Source organism: Bifidobacterium criceti, from assembly GCF_002286935.1.
In the GTDB taxonomy this organism is placed as follows: domain Bacteria; phylum Actinomycetota; class Actinomycetes; order Actinomycetales; family Bifidobacteriaceae; genus Bifidobacterium; species Bifidobacterium criceti.
Genome location: NZ_MVOH01000014.1, coordinates 144839 through 161734 on the forward strand (window position 1 = coordinate 144839; position 16896 = coordinate 161734).

Genomic DNA, 16896 nt, shown 5'->3' on the forward strand with positions numbered 1-16896 from the left:
CTTGGGAACGCCCGTCCGGAAGCGTCCGTCGCCGTTCAGCTGAGCTTGTCCATGTAACGGCTGTTGAGCTCGGCCTCACGGGCCCGGCGCGTGTCGGTGAACTCGGCCACAAGGCCCTGGAGCGTGCGCATGCCGACGTTCTGCTGGTCGGGGCCGAGGAGGAACTGACGTGCCTTGTCGGGCGTGTTGGCCTTCACATAGGCATTCGCCTTGCTGACGGCGATGACGCCGGCGATCATGCCGAGCGCGATCCACAGGAGACGTTTGCGCATGGCTCACTTCCCTTCCGTCGTGGTAGCCGTGACCGTCGTGGCGGCTGCGGTGGCAGCGGGCTTCCTGCCCTTGTTCATGAACGACTGCGCCGTGGTCTTGAGCGCGTAGAATGTCGAGGCGAGTTTGATGATCGGCTTGCCGAGGAACGAACCGTACAGGTTCGTCAATGCGCCGATGTTGTTCGCGGTGCTCGAGGCCGCCGAGGAGATCTCGTTGACGTCGGCGAGCGACTTGTTGACCTGCTGCACCGTCGTCACGCCCTCATCGAGCGCCGGCAGCGCATGGTCGCCCGTCTCCTTGACGGTGTCGGCGAGCTGGTCGAACAGCTTGCCAAGACGGATGAGCGGATATATAAGGAATCCGGCGAGCACGGCGAACGCTATCGCCGCGATCAGTCCAGCAATTTCTCCAGCACCCATGTTCGTGCACCTCTTTCTGCCACGACGTGTTGTGTCACGACTTCCTCTTACCCGACTTAGGGTATCCAAGCGCCCCGACGGGGAACGGTTAGCGGCGGTTGTAGGAAATCACGCTGAGCGAAGAAGCGAACACGGTGTCCGTGTCGAGGTCGAACTCGGTGACGGAACCGTTCGCCGGCCGCTCGCTCAGGTCGTAGCCTTCCGGGGCGAATCGCTGCATGAGGCTGAGCAATGTGTTGCCGTGGGAGATCTGCAGGATGTGGTCGCCGTCCTTGAGCGCCGGGTTCGCCGCGATGAGCGCGTAGCCGCCGGCGATGCGCTCCCAGTACTCGTCGTCGGATTCCGCATCATGGAACGGGTCGGCTTCCTTGAGGAAGTCGCGCGTCGCGGCGAGGCCGTAGCGTTCGACGATCGCGTTGTAGGTCGGCGCACCGTGGGGGCCACCCGCGGCGAGCCATGCGAGCGACATGTCCTGCCCCTCGTAATAGCCGTAGAACTGCTCGCGGAAATGCATGTCGCTCACGAGTCCGGGACGCCTATGTCCGTGGGCTTCGTTGATGTCGAGGATGCGTGCGGCGGTCGTCTGCGCGCGTGTCGTGTCCGAACAGTAGGCGGCGGCGAAATCGATGTCCGCGAGCAATGCGCCCGCATGCGCGGCGTCGTCGAGTCCGGATTGCGTGAGCGGCGAGTTCGACCATCCCTGCAGACGGTTGTATCGGTTGAAGAAGGTCTGTCCATGGCGGACGAGATGCAGATGGAGAATCATAACTACCGATTATCGCACTTGGTTGCCATAATCGTGACCATGGGTAGTTTTCTTATTCGCTGGGCGATTCTGACGGTCGCCGCCGGCATCATGGTCGTGCTGCTTCCCGGCATGCACGCCGTGGGCCATCCTCCGATCCTCGGTGTCGCCGCATTCGCGTTGTTCATGGCGCTGCTCAACGCGTCGATCAAACCGGTCGTGCAGATGCTCGCACTGCCGTTCTCGATTCTGTCGTTCGGCCTGGTCGCCCTCATCATCAACTGGCTGTTCATGGAGCTTGCCTCGTGGCTCGCGCTCAAGCTGTTCGACGTCGGCGTCACGATCGACGGCTTCCTGTGGGCGGTCCTCGGGTCCCTGATCATGTCGGTCGTCAGCGGCATCGTGAGCTCCGCCGTCTCCTCCTGACCGCCCCTCCCCGGCTACACGTAAGGCCCCGCGATCTGCATCGCGGGGCCTTACGCTGTATGTCCTTATACTGTATCGGTTTACAGTATGTGAATCCAGATCAGCGGGCGTAGAACTCGACCACGTACTGGATGTTGACCTGCACCGGAATCTCCTCCGCTTCAGGCTTGCGGGTCAGCGTCGCCTTGAGCTGGGCGATGTTGACGTCCAGATATCCCGGGACCGGCGGCAGCACGTCACGGTGCGTGCCTTCGGCCGCGATCTGGAACGGGACCATCGTCTGGCTCTTCGGCTTGACCTGGATGGTCTGGCCGGGCTTGACGCGGTAGGACGGGCGGTCGACGATGTTGCCGTCGACGAGGATGTGGCGGTGCACCACGAACTGGCGGGCCTGCGCGGTCGTGCGGGCGATGCCGGCACGCAGCACGAGGGCGTCGAGACGGGTCTCCAGATCGGTCAGCATCGCGTTGCCGGTCTGGCCCGCGGTGTGCGTGCCCTTTTCATAGGCGGCACGCAGCTGCTTCTCGGAGATGCCGTACTGCGCGCGCAGACGCTGCTTCTCGCGCAGACGGACCGCGTAATCGGATTCCGCGCGGCGGCGGGTGCGGCCGTGCTCACCGGGGGCATACGGACGCTTTTCGAAGATGCGCTGAGCCTTCGGGGTCAGTGCGATGCCGAGGGCGCGCGAAAGGCGCACCTGACGGCGGGAACGCTGAACGTTCGTCATTGGTTTGTATCCTTTGTTCGTTCTGTCGTTGTCTGAACGGAACATGGCGTGACGGGTCACGCCATGCGAGCCGGCCTCTCCAGTGCTTCGCCGTGCCATGCACGAACGGCCCTGCGGCCGCCGATCCACTGACGGGCTATGGCTCCAGACGGCATCGCCCGGTGGGACGACACCAATCGACGATTGTACACCTCAGGGACGGACATGCCCATCGCCTCCGGCCGCGGCTCACAGTTTCTCGATTGGCGCGACGCGCAGCATGAGCCTTTTGACGCCGTCGGATCCGAAGTCGACGGTGATGATCGAGTTCCTGCCTTTGTCCTGCGTCTCGAGGACGGTGCCGAGTCCGAAACTGTCATGCGACACCTTGTCGCCGACATGGAAATCGTTGATGTCAAGACGGTTGTCCCTGTCAAGCGATGACGCGGGCTTGGCATGCGGTTTCGGCGCCGCCTTGCGCGTCGTCACCTTCCCCGAGCGCGACGACGCCGAGGAGGATCCGAAGCGCGGCGAACGGGACGGCGACGCGCTCGTGCCGTATGTGAAATGGGCGCCGCCGTTGCCAGACGATGAGGACGATGACGTGCGCTCGCGCGCCGCCGAACCGAAGCGCGGCGCCTGGGAGCCATACGACGAACCGGAACGTGACGACGATCCGTATGACGAGGACCCATACGACGCCGATCCGTACGAGGAGGATCCATGGGAGGACGAACCGTACGACGACCCACCATAGGTCGTTCCCATCGAATCGTCGTCCCAGTCGCCGAATTCGTCAAGCGTCGCGTTCCAATCGTCATCGGAGCCGCGGCCCCAGCCGGCGCGCATGCGTTCGACGCCCGCCTCCTTGCGCTTCCAGTCGATGAGCCCCTCCGGGATCTCGTCGAGGAACTGGCTCGGCATCATCTCGCTCGACCTCCCCCACTGCGCGCGCACGGCGGCGCGCGTGATATAGAGGTGCCGTTTCGCGCGCGTGATGCCCACATAGGCGAGACGGCGTTCCTCGCTCAGTTCGCTCGCGTCCTCCATCGCACGCGAATGCGGGAACGTGCCCTGCTCCATGCCCGTGAGGAACACGACCGGGTATTCGAGGCCCTTCGCCGTGTGCAATGTCATGAGCGTGACCTTGCCGCTGTCCTCGCTTTCGTCGGGCAACTGGTCGAAATCGGCGACGAGCGCCGTCGTCTCCAAAAAGCCCACGAGCGTCGCATCGGGCGTGTTCTGCTCATATTCGGCGGCGACCGATTGCAACTGCGAGAGGTTCTCGACACGCGACTGGTCCTGCGGGTCGGTCGATTTGCTCAATTCATCGAGCAACCCGCTCTCTCTGAGCACCCGCGCGACGACCTGCGACGGCTGGCCGTCGTGTTCGGCCGCGAACGCGCGCAGGCCCGTCATCAGGTCGGCGAAGCGCTTGAGCGGGTTGAGCGTGCGCGTCGTCATCCCCTCGATCCTGTCGGCCTGCTCGACGCCTTCCCAGAACGTCAGGCCGTGCTCGTCCGCATACATCGTGACGATCGATTCGGCGCGTGCGCCAAGGCCTCGCTTCGGTACATTGAGGATGCGGCGCATGTTGATCGCGTCCGCCGGGTTGACGATCGCCTGCAGGTACGCGAGCGCGTCCTTGACCTCCCTGCGCTCGTAGAACTTCGTGCCGCCGATGAGCTGGTATGGCACATGCGCCTGGATGAGGCCCTCCTCAAGCGAGCGCGACTGCGCGTTCGCCCGATACATGACCGCGATGTCCGAGTAGCGTACGCCCTCCTCCTCATGCAGCCTTTTGATCTCGTGGGCGATCCAATGCGCCTCGAGCTGCGCGGTGTCGGCCGCGTATCCGGTGATCGGGACGCCTTTGCCCGCGGACGTCCACAGTTTTTTCGGTTTACGGCCTTCGTTGTGCGCGATGACGGCGTTCGCGGCGTCGAGGATCGTCTGCGTCGAACGGTAGTTCTGTTCGAGCATGATCGTGCGCGCGTTCGGGAAGTCCTTCTCGAAATCCTGGATGTTGCTGATGTCCGCTCCACGGAACGCGTAGATCGATTGGTCGGAGTCGCCGACGACGGTGATCCACGCGGGTCCTACGCGTCCGGCGCCGCGCGCGTCGGGCGACGGGTGTTCGCCCGCGTCGACGCCCGCGAGTTCGCGGATGAGCACATATTGCGCGTGGTTCGTGTCCTGGTATTCGTCGACGAGGATGTAACGGAATTTGTGGTGGTAGTATGCGGCGACGTCCGGCTGTGTGCGCAGCAGTTCGACGGTGCGCACGATGAGGTCGTCGAAATCGACGGCGTTCGCGAGCGCGAGACGGTGTTCGTATTCGGCGTAGACGACCGCGTAGAGTTCCTCGACGTTGCCGATGCGTCCGATGTGGTATCCGCGTGTGCCGGGGCGGAAGTCGGGTGCGTATTGGGCGAGCAGTTCCTTCGCGCCCGTCAGGTTGTTCTTGTAGTCGGAGATGCGTGCGAGGATCTGACGTGGCGTGTAGCGCTTGACATCGAAGTTGAAGTCGGACGCGATGAGTTTGACGAGGCGTTCGCAGTCGGCCGTGTCGTAGATCGTGAACCCGGATTTGAGGCCGATCCTGTCGCCGTCACGGCGCAGGATGCGCACGCATGCGGAGTGGAATGTCGAGACCCACATGCGTTCGGCGACCGGTCCGATGAGTGACGACAGGCGTTCGCGCATCTCGGCGGCGGCCTTGTTCGTGAACGTGATCGCGAGGATCTGGCTCGGCCATGCGCCGAACTGCGTGAGGATCCATGCGATGCGGCGGGTGAGCACGCGCGTCTTGCCGGAACCCGCGCCCGCGCCGATGAGCAGGGCCGGGCCGTGGTATTGGACCGCTTCGGCCTGCTGGGGGTTCAAATCACCAATCAGCGCCTCTGGTGGTCGGGCGATGACGTCGGGATCTTGCTGCACGTCGCTTCCTTTCGTAACCATGGGACCCGGGGACAGGCCGGCTACCATATCTAGCACACCGATTGGTCACCTCGCGACGGCATGCGCCGGCACTGCATGCCGTGGTCAGTTGTACGGCGTACAGTGATGCGACATATTCACCCAACAACACGCGCACCATACTGGAGACCCTATGCCGCCACCGGTGCCGCATTCCCAGATGGAAGGACGCAGATGCTGGAACTTGAGGAACGGATCAGGCAGCAGGGAACGGTCAAACCGGGCAATGTGCTCAAGGTGGACGCCTTCCTCAACCATCAGTGCGACGTGGCGCTGTTCGATGCCATGGGCGCGGCATGGGCCGAACATTTCCAAGGCAAGCCGATCACCAAGATCCTGACCATCGAGGCTTCCGGCATCGGCATCGCATGCGTGGCCGCACGCCATTTCGACAACGTTCCGGTCGTGTTCGCCAAGAAGGCACAATCGATCAACCTCGACGGCGAACAGTACGTGACGCAGGTGTATTCGTTCACCAAGCAGCGTGAGTTCCCCGTGATCGTGGCCAAGAAATTCCTGTCGGCGGACGACCATGTGCTCATCATCGATGACTTCCTTGCCAACGGCAAGGCGCTTCAGGGGCTCATCGAGCTGTGCGAGGATGCCGGCGCCACGGTGGAAGGCATCGGCATCGCCATCGAAAAGGGCTTCCAAGGTGGCGGCGACCGTCTGCGCGAAGCGGGATTCGACCTTGATTCGCTGGCCATCGTCGAGTCGATGGATGCCGACAATGGCACCGTGACCTTCCGTCACTGACTGCACAAGAGGAGCCCAAGGTGAAGCAACAACGCAGTAAGGTCTCGTTCGCCACGCTTTCGTCGCTCGACGCCCCCGTCTCGTTCTGGCGCGGCATACCGTTCGGGTTGCAGCATGTGCTCGCCATGTTCGTGGCCAATCTCGCCCCCATCTTCCTCGTGGCGGCAGCAGGCCACATGAGCGCCACCGATTCCGCACGCATCATCCAATCCGGCCTGCTTGTGGCGGGCCTGGGCACATGCCTGCAGCTCTACGGCATATGGCGCATCGGATCGCGACTGCCGATGGTCACTGGCATCTCGTTCACCTATGTGGCCGCGGCGATCGCCATCGTAGGGCAGCAAGGCTATGGGGCCGTAGTGGGTGCGGTGCTCGTCGGCGGCCTGCTCGAAGTCGCCTTGGGGCTCACGGCCCAGTATTGGGCGCGGTTCGTACCTCCAGTGGTGTCCGCCGTGGTGGTCACGTCGATTGGCTTCTCACTGCTTTCCGTGGGCGCCGAAAGCTTCGGAGGCGGCTCGGGTGCACCGGATTTCGGCAGTTGGCAGAATCTCACGCTCGGCACGGTCTCATTGGTCGCATGCCTTGCATTCCAGCTGCTCATGAAAGGTGTGGCCAAGCAGCTTTCCGTGCTGTTCGGCCTTGTGGTGGGCTACCTGCTGGCATTGTGCCTTGGCAAAGTGGATTTCAGCGGGTTCGCGCATCTGCAGGTGGTGAGCCTTCCCACATTCATGCCGTTCAAGCCGGAATTCGATTGGGGCGCCATCATCTCGATCGGCCTGCTCTACGTCGTCTCATCCGTCGAAGTGCTGGGCGACACCGCAGCACTGACCAAGGTTGGCCTCGACCGCGCCCCCACCAAGAAAGAGACAGCTGGAGCCATCGCCGGCGACGGCCTGATCTCATCGTTCTCCGGCTTGTTCGGATGCCTGCCGCTCACCTCATTCGCCCAGAACATCGGTCTGGTGGCCATGACCAAGGTCGTCAACCGCAAGGTGATCCTCTCGGGTGGCCTGCTGCTCGTGCTCGCGAGCTTCGTACCTGCCGTGTCCGAAGTCTTCAACTCCATGCCGCAGGCGGTGCTGGGCGGTTGCACGATCATGATGTTCGGCAACATCATCCTCTCGGGCTTCCAGATGATCTCCGACGCCGGCTATACGCAGCGCAACATCACGATCGCCGCGCTCTCCTTGACCATCGGCATCGGCTTCACGCAGGTCTCGGCGATCTTCGTGAACTTCCCGCCGCTGTTCCAATCGATTTTCGCGCACAACTGCATCGCGGTGGCGTTCGTGGTGGCCGTGGTGCTCAATCTGCTGCTGCCCGGTGAGGAACGCTTCCTCGCCATGCCAAGCGAACAGCCGCAGGACTAGGCGCACCTGACGCATCCCCATGCGGTCGGCTGGTGGCCACACGCGTATGGCGTGGCCACCAGTCGACCGCATTGTTCTTTACGTGAACAATGCGCATGCTGATGATGAGCCAGCCGCCGGCAACACCCACACTCCCTTTGCCCAACCGAATCGCCATACAATACGGGACAGCACATACCCAACGTCACACCAACGCAAAGGAATCACGCGACATCAACGGCACGGACCGTCTCATCCGCGGCGCGCGCATACGCACAGGCCTGAACGACGTCAGTCGAAGTCGGGCTCATACTTCGATTTCGCGTACTTCAGCACGAGCTCCTTGCCGACGATGACGATGGCAAGCATGGCCACCAACGGCACCCAGAAATAGGTCGTGCGCACGGACGGCAGGAAATACAACGCGAGCGCGCCGATGACGCCGAACACAACCGCGAAACTCGTGAGCGATTCGGACAGGTCGCACAGCCGTTTTTCAGCGAGCTGCGTCGCGCGGCGCCCGTCGGGTTCGTTGACGCCGAGCTCGTAGATGTTGATGCGGCCCAATGCGCGGAAGTTGTAGCGGAACAGGTTCGTGCGCGCGGCGAACATGTATCCGTAGACGTACAGCCACCAGCCGATTGCGAGCGATGTCTGCGACAGTCCCGCCGTGCAGTCGGGGCTCCATGCCGTGCCGAGCGTGAGCAGCACGGCGTGCATGCCGACGATGATGGCGGTCGCCGCGCACGCGCACGCCGCGCACACGACCCATCCGCGCCTGCGTTCGTCTGGCGTGTAGAACTGCTCGATCCTGCGGAACGTGCGCTGGTAGTCGTGGAGATCTTCCTTCGTGTGCCTGAGGATTGTGTAGCCGATGAGCACACCGATGATTTCGACGATGAACGATTCGGGGTGCCGTTGCGCTTCGGGCAGTTCGACGAGTTCGTGCGTCATGAGCCCGACGAGTTTGTCGAGTCCTTTGATGATCTCCTTCACGTCCGCGGTGTTGCGTTCGGGCAACAATGCGAGGAAATGCCCGATCGCGAATCCGAGGATGATGATCGCGACGGCGTTCGCGGTGCGCCATGCGCGCCGCCGGGAGAGCCCGTCGTATCCGAAGTAGTCGCCGTGTACGGCGATCCGTTGCAAGGACTCCTTATGCGATGGCATCGCGCATCTCCTGTTCATCGGCGGCGTCGATGTAGATGCTGCAGGTTCCTGCAGGGCATGTCAGCGTCCCGTGTCCTTCCTTGCCCATCTCCGCCGGGGCACCCGCATGGCAGATGTCGACGAGTGTCCGTGAGACAAGCGCCTCGCTGGTGACCTCACGTTCGATCGGCGTGTCGGATGTGTTGAGCACGACACAGACGGGGTGCTCACCCGCAACGCACCAGCACAGCGAATGGGCGCTGTCGCCGGGCTGTTCCTCGACACGGTCGCCCAAAAGATGCGCGCGGATCCATACCATCGCGTTGAGCATCGGCATCGGCCGGATGCGGTCGTGCGGCACACCGTACAGGTCGCCGAAGAACACGCATGGGTATTGCGCGTCGCGGAGCAGCACGTATGCGTAGGCGAGCGGTTTGAACCAAGGCTGCATCCATGATTCGAGCGCCTGCCCCGGCTGGGTGTCGTGATTGTCAACGAACACGCACGCAGAGTCCGGCTCCCGCTCGAGCAATGTCGCCCCGCTCAATCCGCGCAGATCGAAGTCGTCGGGGTTGTTCGAGGCCTGTTCGAAGCGGAAGTGGAGCGCGACGTCGAACAGTGTCATGCAATGCCCGCAATCGTCGAGGTATCCGGTCAGTTCGTCGACGTCACCGGACCAGTACTCCCCCACGGCGAAATCGGGATGGTTGCCGTAATGGCGCATCGTCTTGAGCCATGGTGCGAAGAACTTCGCGTCGATGCTTTTGACGGCGTCGAGCCTAAAGCCGTCGACGCCCGTCGTCTCGGTGTACCATACGCCCCATTCGGTCAGTTCCTTGACGACCTCGGGTTCGTTGACATCGACGTCGTCGCCCATGATGTAGTCGAAATTGCCGCGTTCGTGGCTCACGTTGTCGCTCCACTGCTTGCCTGCGAAACGCATGATGCCGGTGCTGCCGTCGTTCGCCGTGTAATCGGTCCCGGTGAAGTCACGCCAGTTCCAACGGAACGTCGAATACGCGCCGTCCCGTTCGGGGAAATCGTAGACGGTGTCGAGTGTGCGTTCAATCGCCGTGCTGTCGTTGACGGTACGGTCGTCGACGTCGACGACGTGCGCGGTGACGCGTTCCTCACCGTCAGCGCCCATCCTGTGGTTGAACACGATGTCGGCGAGGACGTGCAGGCCGTGCGCGCGCAATGTGCGGATCGCGCCCAGATAGTCGCCGCGTGACCCGTATTTCGTCGGCACCGAGCCTTTCGCGTCGAATTCGCCAAGATCGTACATGTCGTAGACGCCGTAGCCGACGTCCGCGTCACCCGCCTGTCCTTTGTATGCCGGAGGCAGCCATGCCATCGTGAACCCGGCGGCGGCGAGGTCCTGCGCCTGCGCCGCGATCCAATTCCACAACCCGTGGTCGTCGGGCAGATACCATTCGAAGCATTGCAGCATCGTCTCGTGATTCGCTGTGCCAGCCGTCATATCCGCGTGTTCCTTCGTCAGTATCCGTGTGTGCCTTATCGGTTTCCATGCTAGCCGCGGCACACTTCGCTACGCCCGTAGCGTGGCTCTGCGCTTTGTCTCGCGCAGGCGGCGACGAACGAGCGGAACAGTCGCCGGCTCGGCCCATCCACTGTGTAGAGGAATTCGGGATGCCATTGCACAGCACGGAAATACGTGCTCACCGGCCTGTCGATCGCCTCAACGAGGCCGTCCTCGCTCACCGCCATCGCAGTAAGACCATCCCCCAACTCGCGTATCGCCTGATGATGGTAGCTGTTGACCGCGAGGGCGTCGACACCGAGTTCAGCGAACAGTGGCGTCCCTGTTTCTATGCGCACGCCGTGCACGGGACGGTCGTATGGAGGTCGCTGATGATGGTCGACACCGGAATCGAATTCGCTCGGCAGATCCTGGTACAACGTGCCACCACACGCCACGTTCATGATCTGCAGACCACGGCATATGCCGAACACCGGTTTGTCGTGCGCGAGCGCGAGGCGCAGCAACGCAAGTTCCATCGTGTCACGCTCGGCGTTTGGCACGACGTTGTCGAACCTCGGCTCCTCCCCATACTGCCGTGGATCGACGTCATGACCGCCTGTCATAAGCAAGCCATCGCACATCGCGAAGATCTGCTGTATCTCGTCATCATCCGTCGTCAATGCCGGCATGAACGGCACGGCACCGGCTTCGCGCAGCGCATCCATATACCCGGGCAGCATCCACAGGCTTTCACGTTCGTCGTCGACGAGCGGCATCACGGCGATCGTAGGTCTCATGGGCATCCTCTCTGCTTCGTTCGGCGTGGATGGATGCTTCAGCCTACCCACATTCGGCATTCGTCTCCATGACGTGCCGATTACGTCCCTGTTTCGGATGGTGCACCTCGGCCGCCGTGGCGCGACGGACGCGTATCGAAGGTAGAATTTTATGGGAATCCGTATCCAATGCCGTCAGGGAACGAGGAATCATCGTGGATGAGACAATGCGACAGGCGCTCGCGACAATGCCGAAATGCGAACTGCATCTGCACATCGAGGGGACACTCGAACCGGATCTGGCATTTGCGTTGGCGAAACGCAACGGTGTCGCATTGCCGTGGACGAGCCTCGACGAGATGAAGGCGCAATACGAGTTCGAAGACCTGCAGTCGTTCCTCGACCTCTACTATGCGTTGATGAGGACACTCAAGACGAAGGATGATTTCAAGGACCTCATGGTCGCCTATCTCACACGAGCGAACGCGGATGGAGTCAAGCACGCGGAGATCTTCTTCGACCCGCAGGTGCATGTGTGCACGAATGGGTTGGATTTCGACATGATGCTCGACGGCCTCCTTGAGGGAATGATGATCGGCCGCGAGCGCTTCGGCATCACCGGTGGCCTGATTCTGAGCATTGTGCGCGACATGGATATCGATTCGGCGAACATGATCCTCGATCTGGCGCAGCCGCGGAAAGACGAGATCCTCGGCATCGGCTTGGATTCGGCGGAAGTGGGCTATCCGCCGGACCGTTTCGTCGACCAGTTCGCACGGGCGCGATCGTTTGGTTGGCATTGCGTGGCGCACGCCGGCGAAGAGGGGCCGGCGGCGTATATCCGTGATGCGCTCGATCTGCTGCACGCCGAGCGCATCGACCACGGCATCCACATCCAGGACGACCATGAGTTGCTCGAGCGCGTCGTGCGCGATGGCGTTCCACTCACCTGCTGCCCGTTGTCGAACCTCAGGCTGCAGGTCGTGCACGATATGCGCAAGCATCCAATTCCTGAGTTCCTGCACGAAGGACTCATGTGCACGGTCAATTCGGACGATCCCGCGTATTTCGGCGGCTATGTCGCCGCGAACTATGCCGCGCTCGCCGACATCGGCATGCCGATGGAGGAATTGGCGGCGCTTGCCGGCAACTCGATCGACGCGTCGTTCGCTTCGGATGGGCGCAAGGCGCAGCTCCATGCGGAGCTCGCCGTATGGCAAATGGAGCGTGGACTCTGATCATTCCTCTGCAGCGGCATCAATGAACAATCTCATGTGATGCATCGATGCGTCAGTGATGATTCCGCGCAGTGCATCACCATATTGCCTGCTGAGATTCAGCACCAAACCCTGTTGTGTCCCGCTCCAGGCATCGTAAGGCAATTTGATGCCATCACCGGTGATGAAATCACAGTAATAATACCGGTGTTCATCGAATCCCGCATGCACGGTCACCACGCCGCCCATGTAGATGTCCCTATCATCATATTCCACTGGTTGTGGAGGATGGCCATCATTGCACAGTTCTTCCGCTCGGCCGTATACCGACAATGGGAACAGTTCGATCTCCCCGACCACCGCGATTTTCCTGTCGTGATTGGTCAGGAAAGGAATGCCTTTGCGTAGATAATCCTCGTAATCTCCACATGTGGGCATGTCAGTGGCCTCCTCGAGACGTTGCTTGTATTCTTGGTCAAACCAATGCATATACAGTCCGCTCAGCACCATCATGCATACCGGGTATCGTTCATTGCCCACAATCACTGCATCGACGCCACAATACGGGCACAATGCAGTGTCGTCCTCCCCGTCGTCTTCCTGCAGCCATTGAGATACTTCATTCCCCGCGAATATGCCACCGCAGTGAAAGCAACCGCAGCGTGCAGAGCCCTCCACTATGGTTCGGTTATACGCGGTCTGGCCGTTGAGTTCGTTTTCATCATCGAATCCCATGGGAGGAATGCGCAATGACGTATCATCAGGAAGAATATTGGGATTTGTCATGATTCAGCACCATAGTATGGGATTGCGGGTTTCCAAGGATGCGAGCAGTAGCCGCTGCAAGGAGCAAGCCATGCCACGTGCACATTCATCGCGTGTGATCCGAATGAACTGTTCGACCTCGACCAATGTTGCCTCGGTTTTCTCTACGGGATACTGGCCACCATTCGCTGTAGGGAGCATATGACCAAGTAGCGGAAGGACTTCCTTGCCACCAGCTTCTTCAACCGCATCCTGAAACACCCCATACATGCCCCACGTGCCAATCCATTCGGAGCAATACTCACCATTCTCATGTTCGCAACAATCCTCCAACCACAGGGTGAACTCCTCATCCAGCTTTCCGTACCGTGCGTGATAACGACGCCAATCGTATCGTATCGAAGCAGTGTCAAGCGTGCGGGACGCCAGATATCCGTCCTCATCGATGTACAAGTCGGTCACCGGCACTGGCCCCGGCTTCAATCTGCCATCCTCAAAGCATCGACATCGCACCCTTGCATCCAAACCCATCGTTGCCTCCCGCCTCGTCAGCCGTCTGCTTCGGACGCCCAACTGTTCTCCGGGGCATCGAAGCATCTCTGCTTGCCCTCATTGCATATCGCTTCATGGGTAATGTCACCCTATATTATCGAATAGCGATCTATATCGGCATGCATTGCTTTATATTCCGGAATCCCGCGTGTGGTCATCGCAAAGGTGCGGAAGTTCCATGACCGCCCATCACCGACACCCGCTGAAGCATAAAACGGCACGCAGCATATCATTCGCCGGTCTCATATGGTTCGACACGCGCCGGCGACGCGCGCCTGAGTGCATCGACCATCCTTGGACTCAAAACAACGATTCCCTCAGGAGCATCATGAATTCATGAAAGACAACAACATACTCTCGACCGAGTTGTATGTCATTTCATTTCGATATATCACCATATATCACCTTGTATTCGGTTATATCACCGTATATTCGCATATATCAACGTATATTCGTGGATGTCTGCACACACCACATATCTCCATCGCTGTACCATGACATCATGAGCGCACATGAGATACACACGCGTCTGATCATCGTCGAAGGACTGCCAGGCAGCGGCAAGAGCACGACGGCCGCGATGGTCGCCGCCGAATTGGAAGCGCGGGGAAGGAACATCGTCTGCGTCGACGAAGGAACCGCGGACCACCCCGCCGACGTCGGCGACTACGACTTCCCTGATTTCGCGAGTGAACGCGCCACGATACTCGATACGTGGCGCGCGTTCGCGGCCCAAGCCGAACCTGATACGACCTATGTATTCAATTGCGTCCTGTTGCAGAACCCGATGTGCGAGACGATGATGCGGTTCGGCATGAACGAGGATGAGTCACGACGGTATATCGGTGAAATCGCGACAATCATCGCGCCGCTGCATCCCGTCATCATCTACATCGACGCACCGGATGCGAAAACGGCGGTTGACGGTGTCCGCGACGAACGCGGTGATGGTTGGCTCAACGCCGTCATTGACTACCACACGTCACAAGGGTATGGCAAAGCGCATGGTTTGCGCGGATACGAAGGATACATCGCGTGCCTTGAGGAGCGTAAGGAGCGGGAACTGCGTATCCTACGCTCACTTCCGGCTGACAGTCGCATCATCGCACCATTGCGTAGCGCACAGCAAATAGCGGCGTTGATGGATACGATAGGTTGACACGGCCGCATCTCCTACAGCCACTGGATGAACGCGGTCTTGTCGGTGCTGTTGTAGCCGGCATGGCGGTAGAAATCGAGGGTCTTCGGATCATCAGAGCCGGTGAGCAGCATCATCTTGTAGCAGTCGGCCCGCTGCGCGAGCGCCTTCGCATGGTTCAGGCACGCGGTCGCGTACCCCTGTCCACGTGCATCAGCGCGCGTCACGACGTTCTCGACGAACGCATACGGCCGCACGCCGCGCGTCAGATTCGGAATGATGACGCATACGCACGAGGAGACGATGGCACCGTCGCGCTCGCATACGATGAGATGATGGTCGGGGTCGGAGAGGATGCGCCCCCACGTGTCACGCAGACACCCGTCATGGTCCGGAACCGAGCGCTCGTGCAGGTCGAGATACAGCTCGAGCAACGCATCAAGATCCTCTTCGCGCGCTTCCCTTATCACCATCGCCCATCTCCTTCCCTTCAGGGAAACCACCTTACGATCATGCACGATTATCGCGCAGCGCCCGAACCCCGATCATCGCCGTCTCGTTTCCATGACGAGAGGCCGCGCACGAAGATGGACCGCTGACAGAAGCCGTCACCCCCCATGAGTGGGGCGCGCCGACAGCGTTGGTCACGCGCCCTTCACGCTACCGGTAATCCGGCCGCGGATCCCCTCGTAACGGCATACCGGACGAAACAGCCGCCCGATGCGAGCAGCAGGAATGCGATGGTGAGGGCATCCCAGATCCCGAACTCCGGCTCGTCAAGCATATGCGACAGGGTGAGGTTGATGGCGATTTCAAGCAACGCCGCCAGCGCGCAGAAGACGCCCCACGCAATCAGCCGACGGCGTCCGCCGTATGCCCGGAAGACGAAGGCCGTCGCCCATAGGAACACGAGCACGGGGACCGCCACCGCGGCGCCGATCGACAGCACGCGGGCGACATGCAGCAGCCGGCTGAGCACGAACAGATACGGAATCGTGAGCGCCGTCAACGCGCCCAAGCCGATGTACAGGCCCTTGCCTCCCATGAGCATCTCCGGCACGACGACCATCCACGCGTAGAGGATGGAACTGACGGGCACCAACGACCATGTAAGCGTCCCCGATATCGACAGGTCGCAGATCAGGCAGGTCAGCATGCCCACAAGCATCAGCGCGGAAAGCGCGATCGCCGTGGCGCGGTTCCAGCGCACGGCGCGTTCGTCCTTGCGTCGCAGCGCGAGCAGGTTCTCGTCCGCCTTCCCCTCCGCCTCCTCTTGCGCCAGCTCCTCCCCGCTGAGCAGTTCGTTCACGGTGATGCCCAATATGTCGCACAGCGGCAACATGATGGACGCATCGGGCATGCTCTTGCCCGTCTCCCATTTCGATACCGCGCGGTCCGTGATGTTCAGTTTGCGCGCCAACTGCAGCTGGGTCAGATTCCTCGCCTTGCGACGTGCGGCGATGAACGCGCCGATCGTTGTCTGATTCATCGTCTTCACTCCTTTCGCCATTCACGCTACAGGCATCCGGACCGCAAGACGGCGCCGACATCCATCTTTCGCACACACCGTTGGTTGAATCGGCCGGCTCAACCAACGGTTGAGCGGCGCCGGACCGCCGGCGACCAAGACGACGCGCGCCGCGGCGCCGATCGACGGGTATCCAGTTTTGTTCTAGATGAACTGGCACAACACTCGTTTATTTGTTATAGTCGAGATATAACAAAAAGGAGACGACATGCTGCTCACCATCGACAAGACCTCGCACGAACCCCTGTACCAGCAGATCTACCGACAGATCGTCGCCGGCATCGCCACACGCGCGTTGCGCCCCGCGGACCCATTGCCCACGGTGCGCGCACTGGCCGGAGACCTCGGCATCAACATGCACACCGTGCACAAGGCGTACACGTTGCTCAAGGCCGACGGGTACATCACGATGAGGAGCCGCGCCGGCGCGGCGGTCGCCGAACCCGACCCGGGCGACGACACCGAACGGGACGCACCCGCACGGCGCATGCTGGAGGAACTGCATGCGCTCGCGCTCGCCTACCGTGCCCGAGGCCGCGCGATGAGCGAGTTCCTCGACGACGCAGCCGCGCAGGCGGCACAGGCCTACGCCTCCACGACCGGCCCCACAACCCGACTAGCAAAGGCACAATGAC

General features: G+C 61.3%; 18 protein-coding genes. 6 read left to right on the forward strand and 12 right to left on the reverse strand.

All coding sequences use genetic code 11. The features are described from left to right. Positions 1-35: 35 nt before the first annotated feature. The 3 genes from B1526_RS06195 to B1526_RS06205 form a co-directional block, all read right to left on the reverse strand. Positions 36-272: a hypothetical protein gene (locus tag B1526_RS06195; protein WP_095615198.1), complete on the reverse strand. Its 237-nt coding sequence runs from the start codon at positions 270-272 to the stop codon at positions 36-38. Between the two features lie 3 nt (positions 273-275). Next, positions 276-692, reverse strand: coding sequence for a DUF948 domain-containing protein (locus B1526_RS06200; RefSeq protein ID WP_095615199.1), 417 nt, complete (start codon positions 690-692; stop codon positions 276-278). Positions 693-780: 88 nt separating this feature from the next. Then, positions 781-1458, reverse strand: a complete 678-nt coding sequence (locus B1526_RS06205; protein WP_095615200.1) for a histidine phosphatase family protein — start codon at positions 1456-1458, stop codon at positions 781-783. A gap of 39 nt (positions 1459-1497) precedes the next feature. Here B1526_RS06205 and B1526_RS06210 point away from each other — a divergent pair, with 39 nt between their 5' ends. Next, positions 1498-1863 carry a phage holin family protein gene (locus B1526_RS06210; protein WP_095615201.1) on the forward strand — a complete coding sequence of 122 codons (366 nt, stop codon included), beginning with the start codon at positions 1498-1500 and terminating at the stop codon, positions 1861-1863. Positions 1864-1963: 100 nt separating this feature from the next. Here the strand turns inward: B1526_RS06210 and rpsD are convergent, their stop codons facing one another. Both rpsD and B1526_RS06220 read right to left on the reverse strand, forming a co-directional pair. Next, positions 1964-2590 (reverse strand): 30S ribosomal protein S4, encoded by a 627-nt coding sequence (rpsD, locus tag B1526_RS06215; RefSeq protein WP_095613116.1) that lies wholly within the window; start codon positions 2588-2590, stop codon positions 1964-1966. A gap of 228 nt (positions 2591-2818) precedes the next feature. Then, the gene (locus tag B1526_RS06220) at positions 2819-5530 is read right to left on the reverse strand and encodes an ATP-dependent helicase (protein WP_162287946.1); all 2712 of its coding nucleotides are present in this window, start codon (positions 5528-5530) and stop codon (positions 2819-2821) included. A 192-nt stretch (positions 5531-5722) separates the two neighbouring features. Here B1526_RS06220 and B1526_RS06225 point away from each other — a divergent pair, with 192 nt between their 5' ends. After that, complete coding sequence (locus B1526_RS06225) at positions 5723-6304, forward strand: xanthine phosphoribosyltransferase (RefSeq protein ID WP_022857631.1); 582 nt, start codon at positions 5723-5725, stop codon at positions 6302-6304. A 20-nt stretch (positions 6305-6324) separates the two neighbouring features. Continuing rightward, complete coding sequence (locus B1526_RS06230; RefSeq protein ID WP_095615203.1) at positions 6325-7674, forward strand: nucleobase:cation symporter-2 family protein; 1350 nt, start codon at positions 6325-6327, stop codon at positions 7672-7674. Between the two features lie 270 nt (positions 7675-7944). Here B1526_RS06230 and B1526_RS06235 read toward each other — a convergent pair whose 3' ends face one another. Genes B1526_RS06235 through B1526_RS06245 form a run of 3 tightly spaced genes read right to left on the reverse strand, consistent with a single transcriptional unit; the run spans position 7945 to position 11082 of the window. Then, on the reverse strand, positions 7945-8823 hold the full coding sequence (locus B1526_RS06235; protein WP_235607073.1) for a transcriptional regulator: 879 nt from the start codon (positions 8821-8823) through the stop codon (positions 7945-7947). Next, complete coding sequence (locus B1526_RS06240) at positions 8810-10282, reverse strand: alpha-amylase (RefSeq protein ID WP_235607074.1); 1473 nt, start codon at positions 10280-10282, stop codon at positions 8810-8812. The genes B1526_RS06235 and B1526_RS06240 overlap by 14 nt, the downstream gene beginning before the upstream one ends. 50 nt (positions 10283-10332) lie before the next feature. Then, complete coding sequence (locus B1526_RS06245) at positions 10333-11082, reverse strand: gamma-glutamyl-gamma-aminobutyrate hydrolase family protein (protein ID WP_095615205.1); 750 nt, start codon at positions 11080-11082, stop codon at positions 10333-10335. A gap of 191 nt (positions 11083-11273) precedes the next feature. Between B1526_RS06245 and B1526_RS06250 the strand changes: the two genes are divergently transcribed. Next, positions 11274-12299 carry an adenosine deaminase gene (locus B1526_RS06250; RefSeq protein ID WP_095615256.1) on the forward strand — a complete coding sequence of 342 codons (1026 nt, stop codon included), beginning with the start codon at positions 11274-11276 and terminating at the stop codon, positions 12297-12299. Here the strand turns inward: B1526_RS06250 and B1526_RS06255 are convergent, their stop codons facing one another. Beyond that, positions 12300-13064: a hypothetical protein gene (locus B1526_RS06255; RefSeq protein WP_095615206.1), complete on the reverse strand. Its 765-nt coding sequence runs from the start codon at positions 13062-13064 to the stop codon at positions 12300-12302. 3 nt (positions 13065-13067) lie between these two features. Further along, entirely contained in the window at positions 13068-13574 is a 507-nt protein-coding gene (locus B1526_RS06260) for a hypothetical protein (RefSeq protein WP_201260134.1), read from the reverse strand. Between the two features lie 523 nt (positions 13575-14097). On the opposite strand from B1526_RS06260, the gene B1526_RS06265 reads away from it, so the two are divergent. Further along, complete coding sequence (locus B1526_RS06265; RefSeq protein ID WP_095615257.1) at positions 14098-14754, forward strand: zeta toxin family protein; 657 nt, start codon at positions 14098-14100, stop codon at positions 14752-14754. A gap of 14 nt (positions 14755-14768) precedes the next feature. Here the strand turns inward: B1526_RS06265 and B1526_RS06270 are convergent, their stop codons facing one another. Both B1526_RS06270 and B1526_RS06275 read right to left on the reverse strand, forming a co-directional pair. Beyond that, a complete protein-coding gene (locus tag B1526_RS06270) occupies positions 14769-15206 on the reverse strand; it encodes a GNAT family N-acetyltransferase (RefSeq protein ID WP_095615207.1) in 438 nt (145 codons plus the stop codon). Between the two features lie 182 nt (positions 15207-15388). Continuing rightward, positions 15389-16222 (reverse strand): helix-turn-helix domain-containing protein, encoded by an 834-nt coding sequence (locus tag B1526_RS06275; protein WP_095615208.1) that lies wholly within the window; start codon positions 16220-16222, stop codon positions 15389-15391. A 247-nt stretch (positions 16223-16469) separates the two neighbouring features. Here B1526_RS06275 and B1526_RS06280 point away from each other — a divergent pair, with 247 nt between their 5' ends. Then, positions 16470-16895 (forward strand): GntR family transcriptional regulator, encoded by a 426-nt coding sequence (locus tag B1526_RS06280; RefSeq protein ID WP_095615209.1) that lies wholly within the window; start codon positions 16470-16472, stop codon positions 16893-16895. The last annotated feature ends 1 nt before the right edge of the window (position 16896 follow it).